This window comes from Flavobacterium sp. DSR2-3-3 (genome assembly GCF_049896585.1).
Lineage (GTDB): Bacteria > Bacteroidota > Bacteroidia > Flavobacteriales > Flavobacteriaceae > Flavobacterium.
Genome location: NZ_JAFCUP010000002.1, coordinates 42576 through 61032 on the forward strand (window position 1 = coordinate 42576; position 18457 = coordinate 61032).

General features: G+C 34.3%; 11 protein-coding genes. 1 reads left to right on the forward strand and 10 read right to left on the reverse strand.

Annotated features, from left to right (window positions below; translation table 11 throughout):
* Positions 1-91: 91 nt before the first annotated feature.
* The 6 genes from ACP7AQ_RS02900 to ACP7AQ_RS02925 form a co-directional block, all read right to left on the reverse strand.
* Positions 92-781 carry an RluA family pseudouridine synthase gene (locus ACP7AQ_RS02900; RefSeq protein ID WP_426063331.1) on the reverse strand — a complete coding sequence of 230 codons (690 nt, stop codon included), beginning with the start codon at positions 779-781 and terminating at the stop codon, positions 92-94.
* A 30-nt stretch (positions 782-811) separates the two neighbouring features.
* On the reverse strand, positions 812-1630 hold the full coding sequence (panB, locus tag ACP7AQ_RS02905; RefSeq protein ID WP_426063330.1) for a 3-methyl-2-oxobutanoate hydroxymethyltransferase: 819 nt from the start codon (positions 1628-1630) through the stop codon (positions 812-814).
* 582 nt (positions 1631-2212) lie between these two features.
* Positions 2213-2560 carry a hypothetical protein gene (locus ACP7AQ_RS02910; RefSeq protein WP_426094329.1) on the reverse strand — a complete coding sequence of 116 codons (348 nt, stop codon included), beginning with the start codon at positions 2558-2560 and terminating at the stop codon, positions 2213-2215.
* Positions 2561-2564: 4 nt separating this feature from the next.
* Positions 2565-3197, reverse strand: coding sequence for a SatD family protein (locus tag ACP7AQ_RS02915; RefSeq protein WP_426094330.1), 633 nt, complete (start codon positions 3195-3197; stop codon positions 2565-2567).
* Between the two features lie 128 nt (positions 3198-3325).
* Complete coding sequence (locus ACP7AQ_RS02920) at positions 3326-3496, reverse strand: hypothetical protein (protein WP_426094331.1); 171 nt, start codon at positions 3494-3496, stop codon at positions 3326-3328.
* 85 nt (positions 3497-3581) lie between these two features.
* On the reverse strand, positions 3582-5009 hold the full coding sequence (locus ACP7AQ_RS02925) for an L-serine ammonia-lyase (RefSeq protein WP_426094332.1): 1428 nt from the start codon (positions 5007-5009) through the stop codon (positions 3582-3584).
* A gap of 238 nt (positions 5010-5247) precedes the next feature.
* Here ACP7AQ_RS02925 and ACP7AQ_RS02930 point away from each other — a divergent pair, with 238 nt between their 5' ends.
* Positions 5248-7755, forward strand: coding sequence for a M14 family metallopeptidase (locus ACP7AQ_RS02930; RefSeq protein WP_426094333.1), 2508 nt, complete (start codon positions 5248-5250; stop codon positions 7753-7755).
* Between the two features lie 68 nt (positions 7756-7823).
* Here ACP7AQ_RS02930 and ACP7AQ_RS02935 read toward each other — a convergent pair whose 3' ends face one another.
* The 4 genes from ACP7AQ_RS02935 to ACP7AQ_RS02950 all read right to left on the reverse strand — a co-directional run bounded on the left by ACP7AQ_RS02935 (position 7824) and on the right by ACP7AQ_RS02950 (position 17941).
* Positions 7824-10118, reverse strand: coding sequence for a BamA/TamA family outer membrane protein (locus ACP7AQ_RS02935; RefSeq protein ID WP_426094334.1), 2295 nt, complete (start codon positions 10116-10118; stop codon positions 7824-7826).
* Positions 10111-15114, reverse strand: a complete 5004-nt coding sequence (locus ACP7AQ_RS02940) for a translocation/assembly module TamB domain-containing protein (RefSeq protein ID WP_426094335.1) — start codon at positions 15112-15114, stop codon at positions 10111-10113. Before ACP7AQ_RS02940 ends, ACP7AQ_RS02935 begins: the two co-directional genes overlap by 8 nt.
* 168 nt (positions 15115-15282) lie before the next feature.
* On the reverse strand, positions 15283-16965 hold the full coding sequence (locus ACP7AQ_RS02945; RefSeq protein ID WP_426094336.1) for a Na/Pi cotransporter family protein: 1683 nt from the start codon (positions 16963-16965) through the stop codon (positions 15283-15285).
* Positions 16966-17131: 166 nt separating this feature from the next.
* A complete protein-coding gene (locus tag ACP7AQ_RS02950; protein WP_426094337.1) occupies positions 17132-17941 on the reverse strand; it encodes an NIPSNAP family protein in 810 nt (269 codons plus the stop codon).
* Between the last annotated feature and the right edge of the window lie 516 nt (positions 17942-18457).

Here is an 18457-nt window from a genome sequence, read left to right on the forward strand (position 1 = left end):
ATAAAATAAACAGGATTATATTCCTATTTTAAACGATATAGGTCGGTAAAGTATCGTTTTTGTAATCGTTATGTTTAAAAACAGGAAAGTATCAGACTGCATTCCAAATCACATCATCTGGAGTTGGTGCGATGATTTCTATATTTTCTTTAGTAACAGGATGTACAAAAACTAATTTTCGGGCGTGCAAATGAATTCCTCCATCGGGATTGCTTCGGTCAAAACCATATTTCAAATCACCTTTTATTGGTGAACCAATAGCCGAAAGCTGTGCCCTGATTTGATGGTGTCTTCCGGTATGAAGATTGATTTCTAAAGCAAAATAATTGTTGAGTTCCTTAATAATTTTGTAATCTAAACTGGCTAGTTTACTGTCCTGAACTTCTTTTAAATGCGCTTTTGAAGTATTGTTTTTTTCGTTCCTTTTCAGGAAATGAACCAATTTATCCTCGGAATTTGATGGTTTATTCTTGACAATGCACCAATACGTTTTTTGAGTCTCACGGTTGCTGAACAACTCATTCATTCTCGTTAACGCTTTACTGGTTCGGGCAAAAACGACTATTCCAGTCGTTGGTCGGTCCAAACGGTGTACCACGCCCAGAAATACTTCTCCAGGTTTGTTGTATTTGTCTTTGATGTATTCTTTAACCACATCAGATAGTGGTTTGTCACCGGTTTTATCGCCTTGCACAATATCGCCTACTCGCTTGTTTACCACAATAAGGTGATTGTCTTCGTGAAGAACTTGAAGGTTATTTTTATTGGATATTATTTTCATTATCAGTTCCCCTTTAGGGGGTTAGGGGGCTTAATATTGTTCGCTTGAATTAGGAAAATCGCTTGATTTCACATCGGCAACATATTGACCTATGGCAGATGTCATTCCTTCATATAAATTCATATATCTCCTCAAGAAACGCGGGCTAAATTCATTGTTCATTCCTAACATGTCGTGAATTACCAAAACTTGTCCGTCAACACCGCCACCAGCACCAATCCCAATTACCGGAATCGAAATACTTTGGGCTACTTTTTCGGCTAAATGAGCAGGAATTTTTTCTAAAACTAACGCAAAACAACCTAATCTTTCCAGCAATTTAGCGTCCTCTATTAGTTTATGCGCTTCTTCTTCTTCTTTAGCACGAACGGTGTAGGTTCCAAATTTATAAATAGACTGTGGCGTTAAACCTAAATGTCCCATAACTGGAATTCCTGCGTTAAGTATTTTCTTGATAGAATCTTTTATTTCTTTACCGCCTTCCAGTTTTACAGCATGACCGCCACTTTCTTTCATGATTCTTATTGCAGAACGTAAGGCTTCTTTAGGGTCTGATTGGTAGCTTCCAAAAGGCAAATCTACAACAACCAACGCTCTTTCTATTGCTCGCACAACAGAGGAAGCGTGATAAATCATCTGATCTAATGTAATCGGTAAAGTGGTTTCATGACCGGCCATCACATTCGAAGCGGAATCACCCACTAAAATCACATCAATTCCAGCGGTATCAACGATTTTTGCCATGGTGTAATCGTATGCAGTAAGCATGGAAATTTTCTCTCCATTAGCTTTCATATCAATCAACGATTTCGTAGTAATCCTTTTATAATCTTTTTTTGCGACAGACATAATTGTTGTTTTAGAATCGTAAAGGTAATAAAATGTATATTTTTAACTCAAAAATGTAACAGTAATGTTTTTGGAGGTATCAATTAACAAAAAAAAATAATTATGCGCAGAATAGTTGTATTGATTGGATAGTTCACAGCTGCTAATTCTCAAGATCAAAATCAAGAAATTTAAAAAGTGGTTAAAACTTTTTTTGAGACTTTGCAAACCAATGATACTTTAAAACTAAAGGCTCTTTGTGATTAAACGATGATTTTACAGTCTATAAATGAGAATGCGAAAAACACTAAATTATCCAATGAAAAACAGGAAGTGTTTTTTAAATTGATAGCTTCTATTCCCTCAGAAGTAAAGTTTCAGAAAAAAATTTTGAGTTACTCCATTTAGGTAGATGGAAGTATGGCGCACGTCTGTACACCTTATAAGTTTTATTTAAATGGAAAATCAAGCCACAAAGGAGTGAATGCTTTTACGCTTTTCAAAAAAGATAATATTTGGAAAATCGTACGTCTTATTGATACCCGAAGAATGAAGTTTTGATTGGGTATTGGTTTTAAAAGATAATAGAGGCAATTAATCGTTTTATCCAATGTATTTACTGTAAAGAAAAACGTATAAAATTGCGATCATGACCGAAATAAAATTCCCCACCAAATAAAAATCATTGTACAGAGATTGCTTTACTTTATCTTGTTCATCGTCTCTTTTTAATCGTGTAGCCAATTTCAAAGCGCCAAATAAAGTCAGCGCATGTGGATAATCATTAATCATTGAAACTAATAAAAAGATTCGTTCAACGATTCCTTTAAGAAGTGATTTATAATCTATTATTTTAGTTTTTCGAATTGATTTTGGCGTGATAATATAATAAAATATACCCAGAAGCACTTCTGTAGAAAGAACTAAAACTATAAATTGAAATACTTCCATACTTTTATTTTATTGAAGTAATTGTTTGAATTATATTTTTTGCCGCATTATAGGATTCCATGTGTAATGTTTTTTCTCTTTTCCATATCAAGGAGCGGGTTTTACTCATTTTTTCAGAAACGATTTTATAGTCTTTAAATTGAATGAAATTTGACGCTAATTCATAGTCATTTTTTAAAGACCATTTGTCAGTAATATTTTCAAAAATTATGAACGCATCATTCAAAATACTTTGCTGTAATAGATTGTCTAGTGCAATGTTAAATCTAAATTTTTTGTATTTCGAATCATTCAGTTTCAATCGTGCTTCTGTTAAACCGCTTCCTAACATTTCATAAGCAATCTTTTCATTTACCAGCGTTTCTATTTCACCTTGATTCAAAACGTAGCGTAATTTAAAATTTAATTTATTGTAAATACTATTTTCCTCTAAAGTAAGAATAATTTGAATTGATGCAGTTAAGTTTTTTATTACGCCTTGAAATTCATCACCCAAAGTAATAGTCAACGGAGATAATATATCGGCTTTGTAAATTTGATTTATCTCTGCTATTAAATTTTTAAAATCTTCCATTAGTGGTTTTTGCTCCTTTTTTCCACTATTAATAATATCCGCCATCAGGATGTATTGTTTCATAAAAAATGAAATTATATATTTTATATCAAAAATAGTGAAATAAAACATATAATTTCATTTTTTGTGAAATTAAAAATAAAGTTTAAAGAAGGATAGAATTAAGTTTTAAAATTTAAAGAGAATACAAGTCAATACGAGTCCTCATTCAAGTCTGACTCTTCTTCATCTGCTTTTTTGAAATCATTGTTTAAAAAATCGATGTATTTTTTTTTATCCTTTTGATTTTTTCTAATAAGAAATACAATCAAAACGAGCATACAAATGATTACAATGCTAACTACTATCCAATTAATTTTCATAGTTTTTGATTTGAGAATATAGGCTAAATCTACTGTAAATTGGTGAATATTCGATTTTCCGTATTTTAAATTTGTGTTATAAAATTTAACAATCAGCCATATTCACTGCAATGGCTAATCCGCCTTCAGAGGTTTCTTTGTATTTATTATTCATGTCTTTGGCCGTTTGCCACATCGTGTCCACTACTTTGTCCAAAGGCACTTTTGCGTTTTTTGGGTCAGTTTCCAAGGCTAGTTCAGCGGCATTAATGGCTTTTATGGCACCCATTGTATTTCGTTCAATACACGGAATCTGAACCAGGCCGCCAATAGGATCACAGGTCAATCCTAAATGATGTTCCATCGCAATTTCGGCAGCCATTAAAACCTGTTCAGGAGTTCCGCCCATCAGTTCGCATAAGGCCGCTGCAGCCATCGAGGAAGAAACGCCAATTTCGGCCTGACAACCTCCCATTGCTGCGGATATTGTGGAACCTTTCTTGAAAATACTGCCTATTTCTCCGGCAACCATAAGGAATTGTTTGATTTCTTTTTCTCCTGCATCATGGTTTTCAATCACTAAATAATACATTAAAACGGCAGGAATTACACCTGCACTTCCATTTGTAGGAGCAGTAACCACTCGACCTAAAGCCGCGTTTACCTCATTTACCGCAAGGGCAAAACAAGAAACCCATTTTAGGATCTGGCGGAATTTGACTTCCGTTTTTCTGATTTCTTCGAGCCAGGTTTGAGGCGAATCGTAATTTGCTAAACCGATGAGGTTTTGGTGCATGTCAAAAGCACGGCGGCGTACGTTTAATCCTCCGGGAAGAATCCCTTCAGAATGACAACCAATGTACATGCATTCGAGCATCGTTTTCCAAATGCGCATCAACTCATGATCAATAACTGCTTCAGTACGCATCGATTTTTCGTTTTCATAAACGATTTCCGATATGGATTTGTTCTCTTTTATGCAATAATCCAGTAGTTCTGCCGCTTTCTCAATTGGATACGGAAAAGCACATTTTATTTCGATTTTCTTTTTAGCGTTGATGCGTTCTTCTTTGACCACAAATCCGCCACCAATAGAATAAAAGGTGGAAACGTATTCGCTGTCATCCGTCATATAAGCTGTAAAAGTCATTCCATTGGCATGAAAAGGAAGAAAGTTTTTATTGAAAACGATATCTTGAAGGAAATAAAAAGAAATTGCTTTTTCGTTTCCTAAATTGATTTCGTTTTTAGATTCAATTGATTTGATAATTACATCAATATTTTCCACGGGAATGTATTCCGGATCTTGTCCGCTCAAACCCAGCATTACTGCTAAATCCGTGGCGTGACCTTTTCCGGTTAAGGAAAGGGAACCATATAAATCTATTTTTACCCGATTTACGGCAGGAAGTAAATTTTCTTTTCTTAATTCGCTAAGAAAGCGTTCGGCAGCTCTCCAAGGCCCCAGTGTGTGGGAGCTAGAGGGTCCAACGCCAATTTTTAGCATATCAAAAACGGAGATACATTCTTCCATCTGTAGTGTCAATTTTGTTGGTTGCAAATATAATAGATTGTTGCAATGATTCGAATTGAAAATAGAATATTATTGTTTTTTTAATACCGAATATTGCCGTATTGTCAGTATCGTGCAACAAAAAATGAATTAACTAAAATGAGAAGTTTGGCAAAATTAATATTTCGTTAATCCGAAATTTGGCTTGTGAAATACTTGGTAAATGGCTATTTTTGAAGCATAACTAACCCAAAACAATATGAAAAAGACCGTTTTTTATTTTTATCTAATGCTAACTTTGGTATTGAGTGTTCATTCACAAGTGCAAAGTCCTTCCCAGTTTTTACCCAATTACGGAAAACAAATAACCTACTACCATGAGGCTGAAAATTATTTTAAGCAACTTACGGAAAAGTCCAATTTCATCAAACACCAGAAATATGGAGTAACTCCGGAACAAAGGGATTTGAATGTTTATTTTATTTCCAGTCCGGAGAATTTAGCTAATTTGGAACAAATCCGAAACAACAATTTAGCAGCCATTGGTTTATCCCAAAATAAATCTCAAATGATTGGGGATAAGTTAATAGTTTGGTTGAGTTTTAATGTTCACGGAAATGAATTTGCCGGAACCGAAAGCGCGATGACAGTGGCTTACGAATTGGTAAATCCCTCGAATGCAGAAACTAAAAAGTGGTTAGAAAATACCATTGTAATTTTGGATCCATGTATTAATCCGGACGGATATTCCAGATACGGGAATTGGTTACGAGAAATTTCAGGTAAAAAAACGCATCCGGAATTATCAGATAGAGAGCACATGGAAGTTTGGCCGGGCGGCAGATACAACCATTATATTTTTGATTTAAACAGAGACTGGGCTTGGCAAACGCAACCGGAAACCCAACAGCGTATCGCATTGTACAATCAATGGATGCCGCAAGTTCATACGGATGTACACGAAATGGGATACAATTCTCCGTATTTTTTTCCACCCTCAGCGGAACCTTTGCACGAATATATTGAAAAGTATCAAAAAGATTTTCATTACACTTTAGGTAAAAATATTTCTAAAAAATTTGATGCTCAAAACTGGATGTACAATACCGGCGAACGTTTTGATTTGTTTTATCCAAGTTATGGCGATACGTATCCTACGTACAATGGTGCGGTAGGAATGACGATGGAACAAGGCGGAATAGGCGCGGGGAGAGCCGTCACAATGAGTAACGGAATTACGCTTACGATACAAGACCGGATAACACATCACGCTACGGCAGTACTTACTGTGGTAGAATCTGCTGCGGCGCAAGCGGATGTTTTGCTGAAAGGTTTCAGAGGTTTTATGAATAATTCCCGAAAAACTGTGAAGGGAAATTATAAAATGTATGTGATGAAAAACAATCCGAAGTTGGTTCAAATGGCGGATTTATTGAAAAGAAATAATGTCGAATTCAGTTATGCCGATGCCAGTCAAAAAGCGTCCGGATTTAATTACAATACCAAAACAGAGAAAAGTTTTACGATAGAACCAAATGATTTAATTGTAAAAGTAGACCAACAAAAAGCCGTTTTTGCTCAGGTCCTTTTTGAACCAAATCAAAAATTGAATGACAGTTTATCGTATGATATTACTTCTTGGGCTTTGCCGTTGGCATATGGAGTGGAAGGCTATGCGTTGAAAAATAGTTTGCCTGTCAAAACAAAAGCGTCTATTGAAGTAAAAGATAAAGGGATTCCGCAAAATGTATATGCTTTTCATATTCCTTGGAATAACAGAATCTCAGCCCAGGTGCTTTCGCTGTTGCACCAAAATAATATCAAAGTTCGATCTGCGATGAAAAAAGCCATTTTTGGCGATGTAATAGTGGAACCAGGCGGTTTGATCGTGACCAGAGCAGATAATCCCAAAGTTATTAATTTTGAAAAAACGATTGGTGAATTGGTAAAAATAAAAACTGATTATAATTACATAGCCACAGGCTTTTCGTCGAATTCTAAAGATGTTGGTGGTGAAAATTTCAATTTATTGAAAGCACCAAAAGTTGTATTATTTTCAGGAAAAGGAGTTGGTTCTACAGAGTTTGGTGCTGCTTGGTATTTTATGGAAGAAACTATTGGGTATCCGGTGAGCGTGGTTGAGGTTAGTAATTTTGACAGATTAAAGCTTTTCAATTATAACACTTTGATTTTGGCGGACGGATATTATGATTTATCAGAAGACCAACAAAAGAAAATTGGTGAATGGATTAAAAATGGCGGAAAAGTAATTGCGATGAACAGCGCTCTTGCTCTTTTTGAGGCCAAAGAAGGATACGCGTTAAGCCCTTTTGCAACCGAAGAAGACAAATTAAGTTCTGAGAAAGAAGCCGAAGAAGAGGAGTTAAAAGAACGGTTTCTAGATTTTCAGGATTCAGAGCGCAGGTATATTTCTAAATCGATTCCTGGTGCTATCATTGAAAATCTTTTGAATAAAACACATCCAATGTCTTTTGGTTTAGGGGATAAATATTTCAGTCTAAAAACGGATGACAGGCATTATTCGCTATTGAAAAAAGCTACTAATGTTGCTTATATTCCTAAAGATTATAAAAGTTATGGTTTTGTGGGTAATGAAATCAAAAAGAAACTGAACAACACCGTAAGTTTTGCGGTGGAAAGTAAAGGCGACGGATCTGTAATTTATATGGTGGACAATCCCTTATTTAGAGGTTTTTGGGAAAATGGAAATCTGTTGTTTAGCAATGCCTTGTTTTTGGTAGACTAAATTTTAAAAATAGATTACATAAAAAGAGCATGATTATTTCGTGCTCTTTTTTGTATCAATAATATTGTTTAAAAAGGATATCCAATCGCTAAATTAAAAACTAAATTTTCTCTACGCCAAGGACCGCTTCCAAAATCAATTTTATCCAAAACCCAACGATCGCCATCAGGTAAATACGGTTTTCTTAAAGGAAAGGCAAGATCAGTTCTCAAAATAAGAAAAGAGAAATCAAAACGCAATCCGGCTCCGGCTCCAACGGCTATTTCATTCATAAACTCTTTGGAGAATTTAGCTCCGGGTTTTTCCGTATTCTCATTCAACAACCAGATGTTTCCAGCATCTATAAACAAAGCTCCTTTAACTAATCCATAGATTTTCGCGCGGTATTCAGTATTAAATTCTAATTTTAAATCACCGGATTGATCGGGTAAAAAAGTATTGGTATTTGTTGATGCGCCATCAAAACTTCCCGGCCCAATAGAACGTGCTCTAAAAGCTCTTAAACTATTGGTTCCGCCAATGAAAAACTGCTTAATAAATGGCATTTCACGGGAATTTCCGTAAGCAAAACCAGCGCCTGCGATTATTCTGGTGGCCAGTTGAGAATCAGGACCTAACTTATAGTAATGTCTGAAATCATTTTCTACTTTGATAAATTGGCTAAAAGGAACATTGAATAATTTAATTGGTTCCTTTTTTTCAATGTTTGCTCCCGAAGCTAATCCGGCGATATTACCGGCTAAGTCGATAGTTCCTTTGTAATAAAAAGTGTTTTTCTTTCTTCTTTGCAACGTATTGGTATACGTGTAGGAATAAGTTGGACCAAAAATTAACTGTTTTTCAATCACTTTTTGTAATGAAGGGTTTGCATTAATTTGTTCTTGATACAAGGGCGTTACATTTTGCGGACTGGCGTATGTAATTTCAGTAAGATTCAATAAATGTTCTTTCTGTTCGCTCTGTTTCCACAAATATCCAAAAGAGCCTTTGAAGGTTTGCAGCGAGTATAACTTAATTCTGTTTTGGAATTCATAACCCAAAGTTGCCTTAGTTTTTGGTACAAAACCACTCGGAGAATCAAGTTTGAAAGGCGCAACTAATCGTGGCCAAACTAAATTCGCTTCAGTTCCAAATCGGTAAACATTAAATCCATTATTTTGTCCGGAAACTTGTACTTCGACACCGCCAAAAGCAGATACAGTAAGCAATTCAGCACCTCTGAAAGTATTTCTGTTGCTCCAGTTTAAATTAAGTTCGGTTCCTGTATAATTAGCTGAATTCGTTTTGGCTAATAATTCCAGTCGAATTGATTTTTTAGGTAATGGTGTTAAATAATAATACGCATCCAAATAATTTCCTATTGTGTCAGAAACCGTAAATTGATTTTTTACAAATTTGAAAGTTCCCAAATTCACCAATCGATTCAGCGATAAATTATGGTTTGTACGGTTGTACAAATCTTCCTTTTTAAAGTACAATGCTCGGTCAAAAATTCGTGGTTTGAATAAATTTTCTGGGTCAATAATCGTTAAATCATTGTATTTTTGGATAGAATCCAAGTTGGTTTTTACACTGTCCATCCCAATAGAATAATTAGGATAAACAATAATTTTATTGATTTTATAAGGTGTCTCTGCAAGACTTGGCGTTTCGTCCTTAACTTTTACAATTAAATCGACCTGATGATCTGCAACAGTGCTATCAACCTGAACTCGTAAATAGTCAGGGTTAAAGTAAAAGAATCCTTTTTCCTTTAGTCTGGCGTCAATGCGAATCCTTTCTTCTTTGATGGCATCAAGGCTGTAACCGTCGTCTTTTTTCAATAAACTTCTGCGTCTTGTATTGCGCACACTAATTGAAATCATTGAAGAATCCGTAGGAAATTTAACTTCTCTAATTTTGTATTGTTGCGCTGGGTTTACAAGATATTCTGCACTTGCTTTTTTTCCTTTTCGGGTTGAATCTGCTGCAGTTTTCGTGTTGAAATAACCACTGTTTTCAGCAAAGTTTTGCAAAACGCTTTTGTTGTATTCTAAATCCACTTGGCTGTAAAAAACAGGAGGTTCACCCACTTTAGTTTTCAACCAATAGCGCCATCCTTTTTCTTTCTTTGGCGTTCCGGCCAAATTATAAATATATAGTTTTGGCTTTAATCCTAGAAAAGAAGAATTGGGTTTTGGTCTCACAATTTCTTCCAACTGGTTTTTTAACGCTTTGTTTTCTTTCTTTGAAGTTTGTTTTCCTTCCACTTTGATTTTTGCACCCGTGTAAAGCAGTTCCCCTTCCGGCAAATATTTGGTATTACTGCACGAAGACACGAACAATCCTAAAAAAAGAATATATAATAATGGACTCTTATTCATCTGATTTCTTTTTTAATTCTCTTTTTGCTATTTGCTTTGCTTTTTTTGCTTCGCTTTTAGCATATAATTCCTTGAACTTATTATAATTCATTGTAATAACGAATGCAATTCCTGTTTCAACTACTTCTCCTTGAAGTGCCACTTGATATTTGTTTACGCGGTACACTCTCATCTTATACCTTCCATCTTTAGAAAGTTGGTAATCAAGAGAGACATCTCCGGCAATATTATTGGCGTTTTGATTCACTTGTTGTGGGCCTTCGATCCCAAAGCTGCTGCCAATAGTAACTTTCAATCGGTCATTCAGCAATTTCTTGGAAATTCCCACATTCAAATCAGTTTTATTTTCGCGCTGACCAGTCGTATAATCGTCTGATGTATTCAAATCAAAATTAAGTTCTACACCTTCAATTAAGTCACCCGCTAAATTATTAAGCTGTTGTGACAAAATTTTGCTGGCACTTTCTCTTGCTAATGACGAAACGTTAGTTCCACCGGTTTCGCTGGCAAATGGATTTTCTCCAATGAAACGATTTAGTAAGAGTAAGGCAAAAACCTGCTTGTTCATTTCATCTGGTTGCTGGCGCAATTGAGTCAATTTAGCCTGTGTTGTATTTATGATTTCGGTTGAAACGCTGTTATTTCCATCAGGTAAAACAATGTCAAATGAAATAGTTGGTTTCATTAATTCTCCAGTCATTTTCAAACGGGTTTCAAAAGGAATTTTTTGTTTGTAAGTATTTCTTATTTCGGCAGTAACAGCTCCTAATTGGTCGTTTATTAAATCGATTGGCGCCGCTTCCGTTTTATAAATCGCTGTAATACTTATATCAGCAGTTGTTGGTTCTCCAGTCCACAAAATATAACTTCCTGATTTGATATCGAATTTTCTTTTGATAGCGTTAAAATTCATTTCATAACTTCCCTCAGATAATTCATATCTCCCGGTCAGCGTAGTTTTTCCGGAAGGATCAATGCCGCCGTTCAATTGTGCTTCTCCTTTTAATTTTAAGAAATCACCATTGGCTTTGTCAATAACGAGTGATAATTCAGCCTCTTTATCCACTTCAATATTTACAGAGGCATTAATCCCCTTTAACTCCATTTCACTTGTGATTTCATCAACTGAAACAGTCTTCAGAATTTGCGGATTATCTTGATCTATGAACTCAACGATTCCTTCTCTGTCTGCAATTGATGGATCAGATTGTGGTAATACTACAGTAAATTTAGTGTCTTTATTGATTTTGATATTTCCCTCAACGATAGGATTATCAATTGTCCCTCTCACTCGTAAATGGTTGTCCAAATACAATTCTCCGTAATACAAATCATTGTCTTTAGCTTCAGAATTTACGGCTTTAAAATTGTCAGCATCAATGGATAATTCAAATCCAAAATTGCTGAAATTTTCACTCTTGATAGTTCCGTTTATTGCTAAATCATTGTCTTTCTCATCTTTAATAATAAAATTATCGAAAATAATGGCATTATTTGTAAACGTGATTTTATCATTCAAAGACTTAAATTTCGCATTGAGCGGTACCGCTTTGAAACCAATTTCATTAAATTTTAATTCTCCAAGCACTTTTGGTTGTGTTGTATTTCCAGTAATCTTGAAATTCCCAGTCAAGAATCCAGTACTTTCAGCAATGTTATCCAAGGTAAAACCTTGAATACTTTTTAAATTCAGTTTTGCAATATCCAGATTCATGTCAAAACTGCTTTCGCTCGCTTTGTAATATCCTACCAAATCTACTTGATTTCCCTGACCACTGATATTCACTTTGGCATCAAATTGATTGGCAACCGCATTATTTACTTTGATGCTGATATTACCGACAGTATCTTTCTTAAAAGTGAAATTTTCAATATTTAAGTCTGAAGTAAAAAGAGGTGTGGTATTCAAATTTTTTACCAATGCGTTACCATTAATTCTTCCACTGAGCTGTAAATCTTTTTTCTCAACAAAACTTGTGATGGTATTAATGTCAAAATCCTTGAAATTAATTGCAATTGGAGCATTAGGATTATTAGATTCAGATTGGATTCGAATGTTATTTCCGTCTTTACTCAATTCGAAATTATCCGCGTAAATTCCTTTTTTTCCAAAACGAATTAGATTATTTTGCGCTATTTTCCAAGATTCATAGTTCAGTAACAAATTATCCGGACCAAGGCTCACTTCGTTATTTCCGTTAATGGCCTTTAATGTTCCAGTTATTAAATACCGTTCTACATCTTTTGCATCTTTTAGTTGTACCGTGTAATCCACAAGATTATTCTTGACTTTTCCAGTAACGCTCGTGTGCGGTAACTGAATTTGTTTGTTTTGAATGTCGTCTACAACAAAGCTGTAAAGCAGTGATTTCTCTTGAGTATCTATTTTTAAAGTCGCATTTGTAATCGTATTTGTTCCGTAAATTAATTTTGGAATAGCTCCATTAATAACAATTGAATCATTAATTGAATTGAATCGTCCTGTTACATTTATAGGTTCGAGACTTTTCAATGCAGGAATAAGTTTCAATATAATTGGATTGTCTTTTACGCCAATTTTAAAAGCGAACTGTTGGTTTTCAACTGCTATTTTTCTTGAATTTGGGTCGCTGTCATAATATTTAGCAACAGAATTTGATACCGCTTTTGCAATTTGTGACAACTTATATTTTCCATTAACTTCTGCGTCTAAAAATGGGGAATTTATTAACAAAGTGTTTTTATCAGCAGTTGATGTTGCTACAACATTTATCGAGTCAATTACAAATTGTTCTGCGGAATTGGTCACATTTATACTGTGCGCATTAACGGTTCCATTGAGATAATCTAGATCAGCCGATTGAATATCAGCATCTACTACACCTCTTATTTTTAAGGGACCTGCATGCAGATTTAGTTTTTCCAAATCGGCGATATCTACATTTAATTTTAATTTCCCGGAAGGATATTTGTCTTTAAAACTTCCGCTGCTGACTAAATCAAAAGTCAGATTAGGATCTTTAGCAGTAGCGTTTACATTGAAATTTCCATTGCGAATAGCACCTTTCACATTCAAATTTCGATACGTGTATTTATTGTAATAGGCCTTCAGGATACTTCCGTTCAATGAAGCTGTTGCAGTTTTTGGATCAAAACCAGTTCCCTTTATGTTGGCTTTTAAAGTTACTTTTCCAATGGAATCGTTTTTGATAAATTTTCCTAAATCAAAATTATAAAGTTCCGTTTGGGCATCGTATTTCTCGTAATTTTTTCTGCTTTGGTCGAAAGTTGCTTTGATTTTTGCATTGCCAAAACTGCTTACCAAGTTCATATTAGTTTTGAAACTGGCAATTGTTCCTTTAAAATTTCCTTTAACGCTGAATTTTGACGGTAACTGAATTGAATTTGGAATCGTACCTTTTGGTAAAAAGCCAACAAAATCTTTTGCACCGGTTTGCAAGTCTTTAATGTTTAAATCAAAATAGGCTTTATTCACGTCCGGTAAACCCACAATATTGCCACTTGCTGCTAATTTTGTTGTTCCAATGCCGCTAATCTCAATAGATGGAAATACAATATTATTCAATTTCCCTGTTATGGTACCGTTAATCAACAGTATGGCATTGGGATTACTCATGAAAGGATTCGTCTTATTTAGAGTAGGGGCAAAAAGCAAAATGTCTTTGATTCCCAATTTGCTTTTCTTTAAATAAGCGATAAGGCCCAATTCACCTGGGTTTCCAGCCAAAGATTCAATAGATGGGTATCCAATTCGGATTTCGTCTCGCAATTCAGTTTGAGGCGTTTTGAGATATAGTTTTTTAAGAAATGCATTCTTTTTTCCATAGAAAAATTCAGCATTAAAGGACTGAATGTTTAAACCGCTTTTGTCTTTAACTATTATGGAATTGGCATCACCAGATATATTTTCAGCATTGTAGTTCAGAAAATCGACTTGAAGGTTTAAATTGGTAAGATTTAAATGATTGTAATCAATCCCTTTTTGCACTGCTGCAACATTATTATTGTCGTAACGAAAATTAATCCGTTTGAATTCGGTCGTTTTTATTTTGACTTCCCAATTGTTTGATTTCCCTTCAACGGGTGCTTTTTTTGATACTGATTTATCTAATTTTCCAAAAGTCAAAGCGCCCTCCACACCGGTTAAATCAACACTTTCTATAATGGCAAATTGATTATCAAGATCAATTTTGTCAATTTTAACGAGTAATTTTTTCAAATAGAATGTGGTCTCTAATTTTGTTTCTTCACTTTCGTAATCGAAATCAATTTTTGCCAAATCAATTTCTCCTAATTTTAAATTTAAGATGGATTCAGGTTCGTTTTTGATTGCTGCTACTTTAGTCGCTTTGGGTATTTGAACGACACCTTGCCTCAATCTTAACTTTAATCCATTGATTTTTGCTTTGGGAATTTCAAAGTTCATTTGATCTAAATCGAAAGTTTTGATGTTTGTATCAAAATGATTTAGATTGGCATAGATATTATTTTTGGTGACAAAGTCATTGTATTTAAATTGAATTCGGTCCAGTTTTATTTGTTCTACGGAAAACTGCATTGGTGGCGAATCCGTTTTCTGTTTCTCTGGTGATTCAAAGGCTTTAATGATGTATTCAAAATTAAAAACGGCTTTTGAATCTCTATTTAAATGTGCCGTAATACCTTCTAAATGAACGGAATTAATTTCGACTTTATTGCTTAATAATTGGAATAAGCTGATATCTACGGCTAGTTTTTCTCCGGCAAAAAGGGTGTCTTTTTTCTGGTCTTCGAAATAAACACCTTCAAGAATCACTTTTTTGGGTAGTCCGATTTCTATTCTCTTTATAGTGACTTTGGTTTTGATTTTTCCTTCCAAATACGTTACCGCTTTTTTTCTGGCATAATTTTGAACGGATGGAATCTGAATAGCAACTATCAATATTAAGAGCAACAGAATTACGGATCCTATTATCCAAAGGAAAACCTTCGAAATTTTCTTTATGTATGTTTTCAAATGATGTGTTTTTTTGGTTAAAAATAACCAATTTAAATCAGAATCGCAATTTCACTGTGAAACCAAATTGGTAGCCAAGATCGAAAATTGAAGGTGAAATATGTTACGAAATTTTAAAATATAGTTGTAAAATTTTTGGGAATAAAATTTGAACGAATTACTAATATTTTAGGTTTTGTAAATAGAAATTTCATTAAAATTTTGAGCATTTTTTTCGTCCAAAATTAAATCTTTCAGTGCCATTAGCATGGCTTTATTTGACATAAATAGTTCTCTGTTGAAATTTATGACTGTTGTGATATCAATGTTTTCAACGATTGTAAGTTGTACATCGGTGTAAAAGGTATTAAGTGCTGTCGTGTAGTTTGTTTGAATAGTATTAAATATAACCTCCAATTCTTCAAAGTTTACAGGTTCTTCCAAACTCAGAAAAGTACTTAATTTTAAATATAGGTTTTCCGTTTCTTTTTTGTGATGAAGAAAAAACTGATATTTTATGTCTTTTGAAGAGTGACTGAGGTCCATTATATTGCTATCAATATCTTTTACACTTTTTACGGCATGCATGGAACTTCGCGCAGCAGAAATCAATTGGTTAAGCTCTGAATTTTGTTCGCTGTTCAATTTTGTTCTTAGTTTCAAATAGAAAGCCTGCATTTCGCCTTGTAATTGTTTTAGGAATTCATATTTCTCCTCACGGGTTTTAGATGTAAAGCTTTTTTTCTCATTGATTTCAATGTACTCGCTTTGTTTTTTAAAAGCGAGAGTGTCAATCTTGAATAATTCCAAATTGAAAAGCATTGAGTTATAAATGAAATAGCTCGTTTCTCTTCGGAATAAATCAAGGGCTGTTTCAGGTTCCGTAATAGAGGCGTGACTTATAAAAGCGGCAGTATTACCATCCGTGTTTTTGAAAAAACGTTCCAGAAATTGAGTAAATAAATCAAGAACCGGAAGGAACAATACAATTGCCAATAAATTAATAAGACTTGAAAACGTAACCAAACCAATGAGCGGATCTTTGATTTTTATGACATCAGTAATGAGCAACAGAATCGGTTTTAGCAGTGCGAACGTTATGGCAGTAATGAAAATGTTGAATAATAAATTGCCTAAAGCAACCCGTTTTTTGGAAGCGTTTCCTCCAATCGCACTCAAAAGAATTTTAATAATAGTTCCGGTTTCACCACCTAACACGATCGCTGCCGCCATTGGAAATCCAATTGCTCCGGCATTTAACGCGCTTAACGTTAATGCCATGGTTACGGAACTCGATTGAACAATGAGCGTAATAAGAAAACCAATAACGAGAAAAACGATTAGCGGCATCGAAGCATATTGCGAGAAATCGAAGTATTGAACCTGCGCTTCCATAGCGGTTTTCATAAAGGAAAGTCCGATGAACATTAAACCAAATCCCAAAAGAAAATAAGAAATGTACTTGATGTTCTTGCGGGTTCCAAGTAAAATAAGAAGAAAACCACCCAAACAAACTGCCGGATAAGCAATCACTTCAATATTAGTTTTAAAACCAAGTGTAGCGACTAACCAACTGGCAAGTGTTGTGCCCAGATTTGCTCCTAGAATAATAGCCATAGCATTCTTCATGGTAAAAACACCTGCACCCACAAACGCCAAAACCATTAGCGAAACCATCGAACTGCTTTGAAGTATGCCAGTAACTATTGTTCCACCTACCACTGCACCAATATTGTTTTTTGTTATCCGTTGCAGAAATAGTTTGAAGCTTCTTCCGGAGAGATTTTTCAGGGATTCCTCAACTAAATACATGGCGAAAAGGAATAAACCAACGCCTGCAGCAAGTTTTAGTATTGTAATGAGGGTTTCCATAGCTTAAATTGGTATTAAAGATACTTAAATTTACTAGTAAAATTTTGGTAAAATATCAACTGCTATTCTTTAAAAATTATTATTGAGGTTATTATTTTAAACAAAAAACTACAACTTTTAGGGTTGCAGTTTTAATAACTTACGATTATAATTATGTGTTGGAAAACTAATAATCAGAATAATCAGTTGGGTACAAAAAAGTAATATCTATATGGGAAATATTGTTTTTGTATTTTTCCATAGCTATTAATCCTTTCCATTCTGGTGAATCCACAAAGGCTTTCCAATGCGCATCTCTGCTTTGCTGATCTGCAAAAGTAGTCATGTACATCAAGTTCGGCATTTTGGCTCCCGAAATAACTTCGCCATAAAAAACAGCATTAAAGGCAAGGCGGTCAAAGAGTTTTATTTCTCCTCCGGCATTGAACATATCGACTTTGTTTTTGTAAATCGCTTCAGTTGCTGATTCATAACTTCTTAATTCATACACTCTATTTGCTCTTGGACTATTCAAAGCGGGACTTGACAAAATAGGATGATCTGAAAAAGCCTTTAATATAATAGATTCGATACGCAAATAAGGCGCTTGTTTGTAAGAAGCATTCAAATAATCGGCTGCGGCAGTTAAATAGATTTTGTCATTGGCCAGTTTATCTTCTAATCTTAGAAATTGATTGATGGATGAAAACGGAATAACTACGATAACTTTTTTTAGGGTGTCCGTAGCATTCGGTTTTGGTTTGAATACACCAATATTTTTAATCCCAAGTTTTTTTAAACCCGGAAGCAAAGCCTCTTTCAAATACTTTTCAGTGGTTTGTACTTGCTGTTCCGTTTTGAAAATATAAGTTTTAATTTGGTAGAATTCTCTTGATGGTGCTGCAGTTTTTACTTCGAGAATATCATTTTGTATTGTTTTAAAACTGGTAATAGTAAAAACAGTTAGCAGTGCGAAAAATAGTTTTGTAAATTTCATTTTTTCGGGTCGGAATTTTGAAGTTAGTAATTCTATAAAAGTATTAATAAAATTGCAATTTTTTAGGGTACGATTACAAAAGGAGCAGATAACTTTTTTTATTTTAAAGAAGATTCAATACATATCCCAAAACAGAGTTGACCAAAACGATAAATACGCTATTTGTTTTTTTGAATCCAAAAATTAATATACTTCTGATTTTCTCAATTAGATTGCCTTGTTTTTCTTTGATAATTTTAATCCTGCTTTTTTAATTTTACTATTTAATTTCTTTTTTTCGGTGGCCGTGAGTTCTTCTTTGACTTCGATTTCACCAAGCTATTTTTATTGCATCGATATTGAGTTCATCTAAAGCCTCTTTTAAAAATATCTTACAACTTTCACAAGCCATGTTTTTGACATATATCGTTACAGACCAATTTTACACAATTATTTTTGGATTCAATCGTTTATCCCTAATTGTTTTTTTGCTAACTACAAACCGTATAATTGCTGATCAAAAAAGAGTATTTTTTG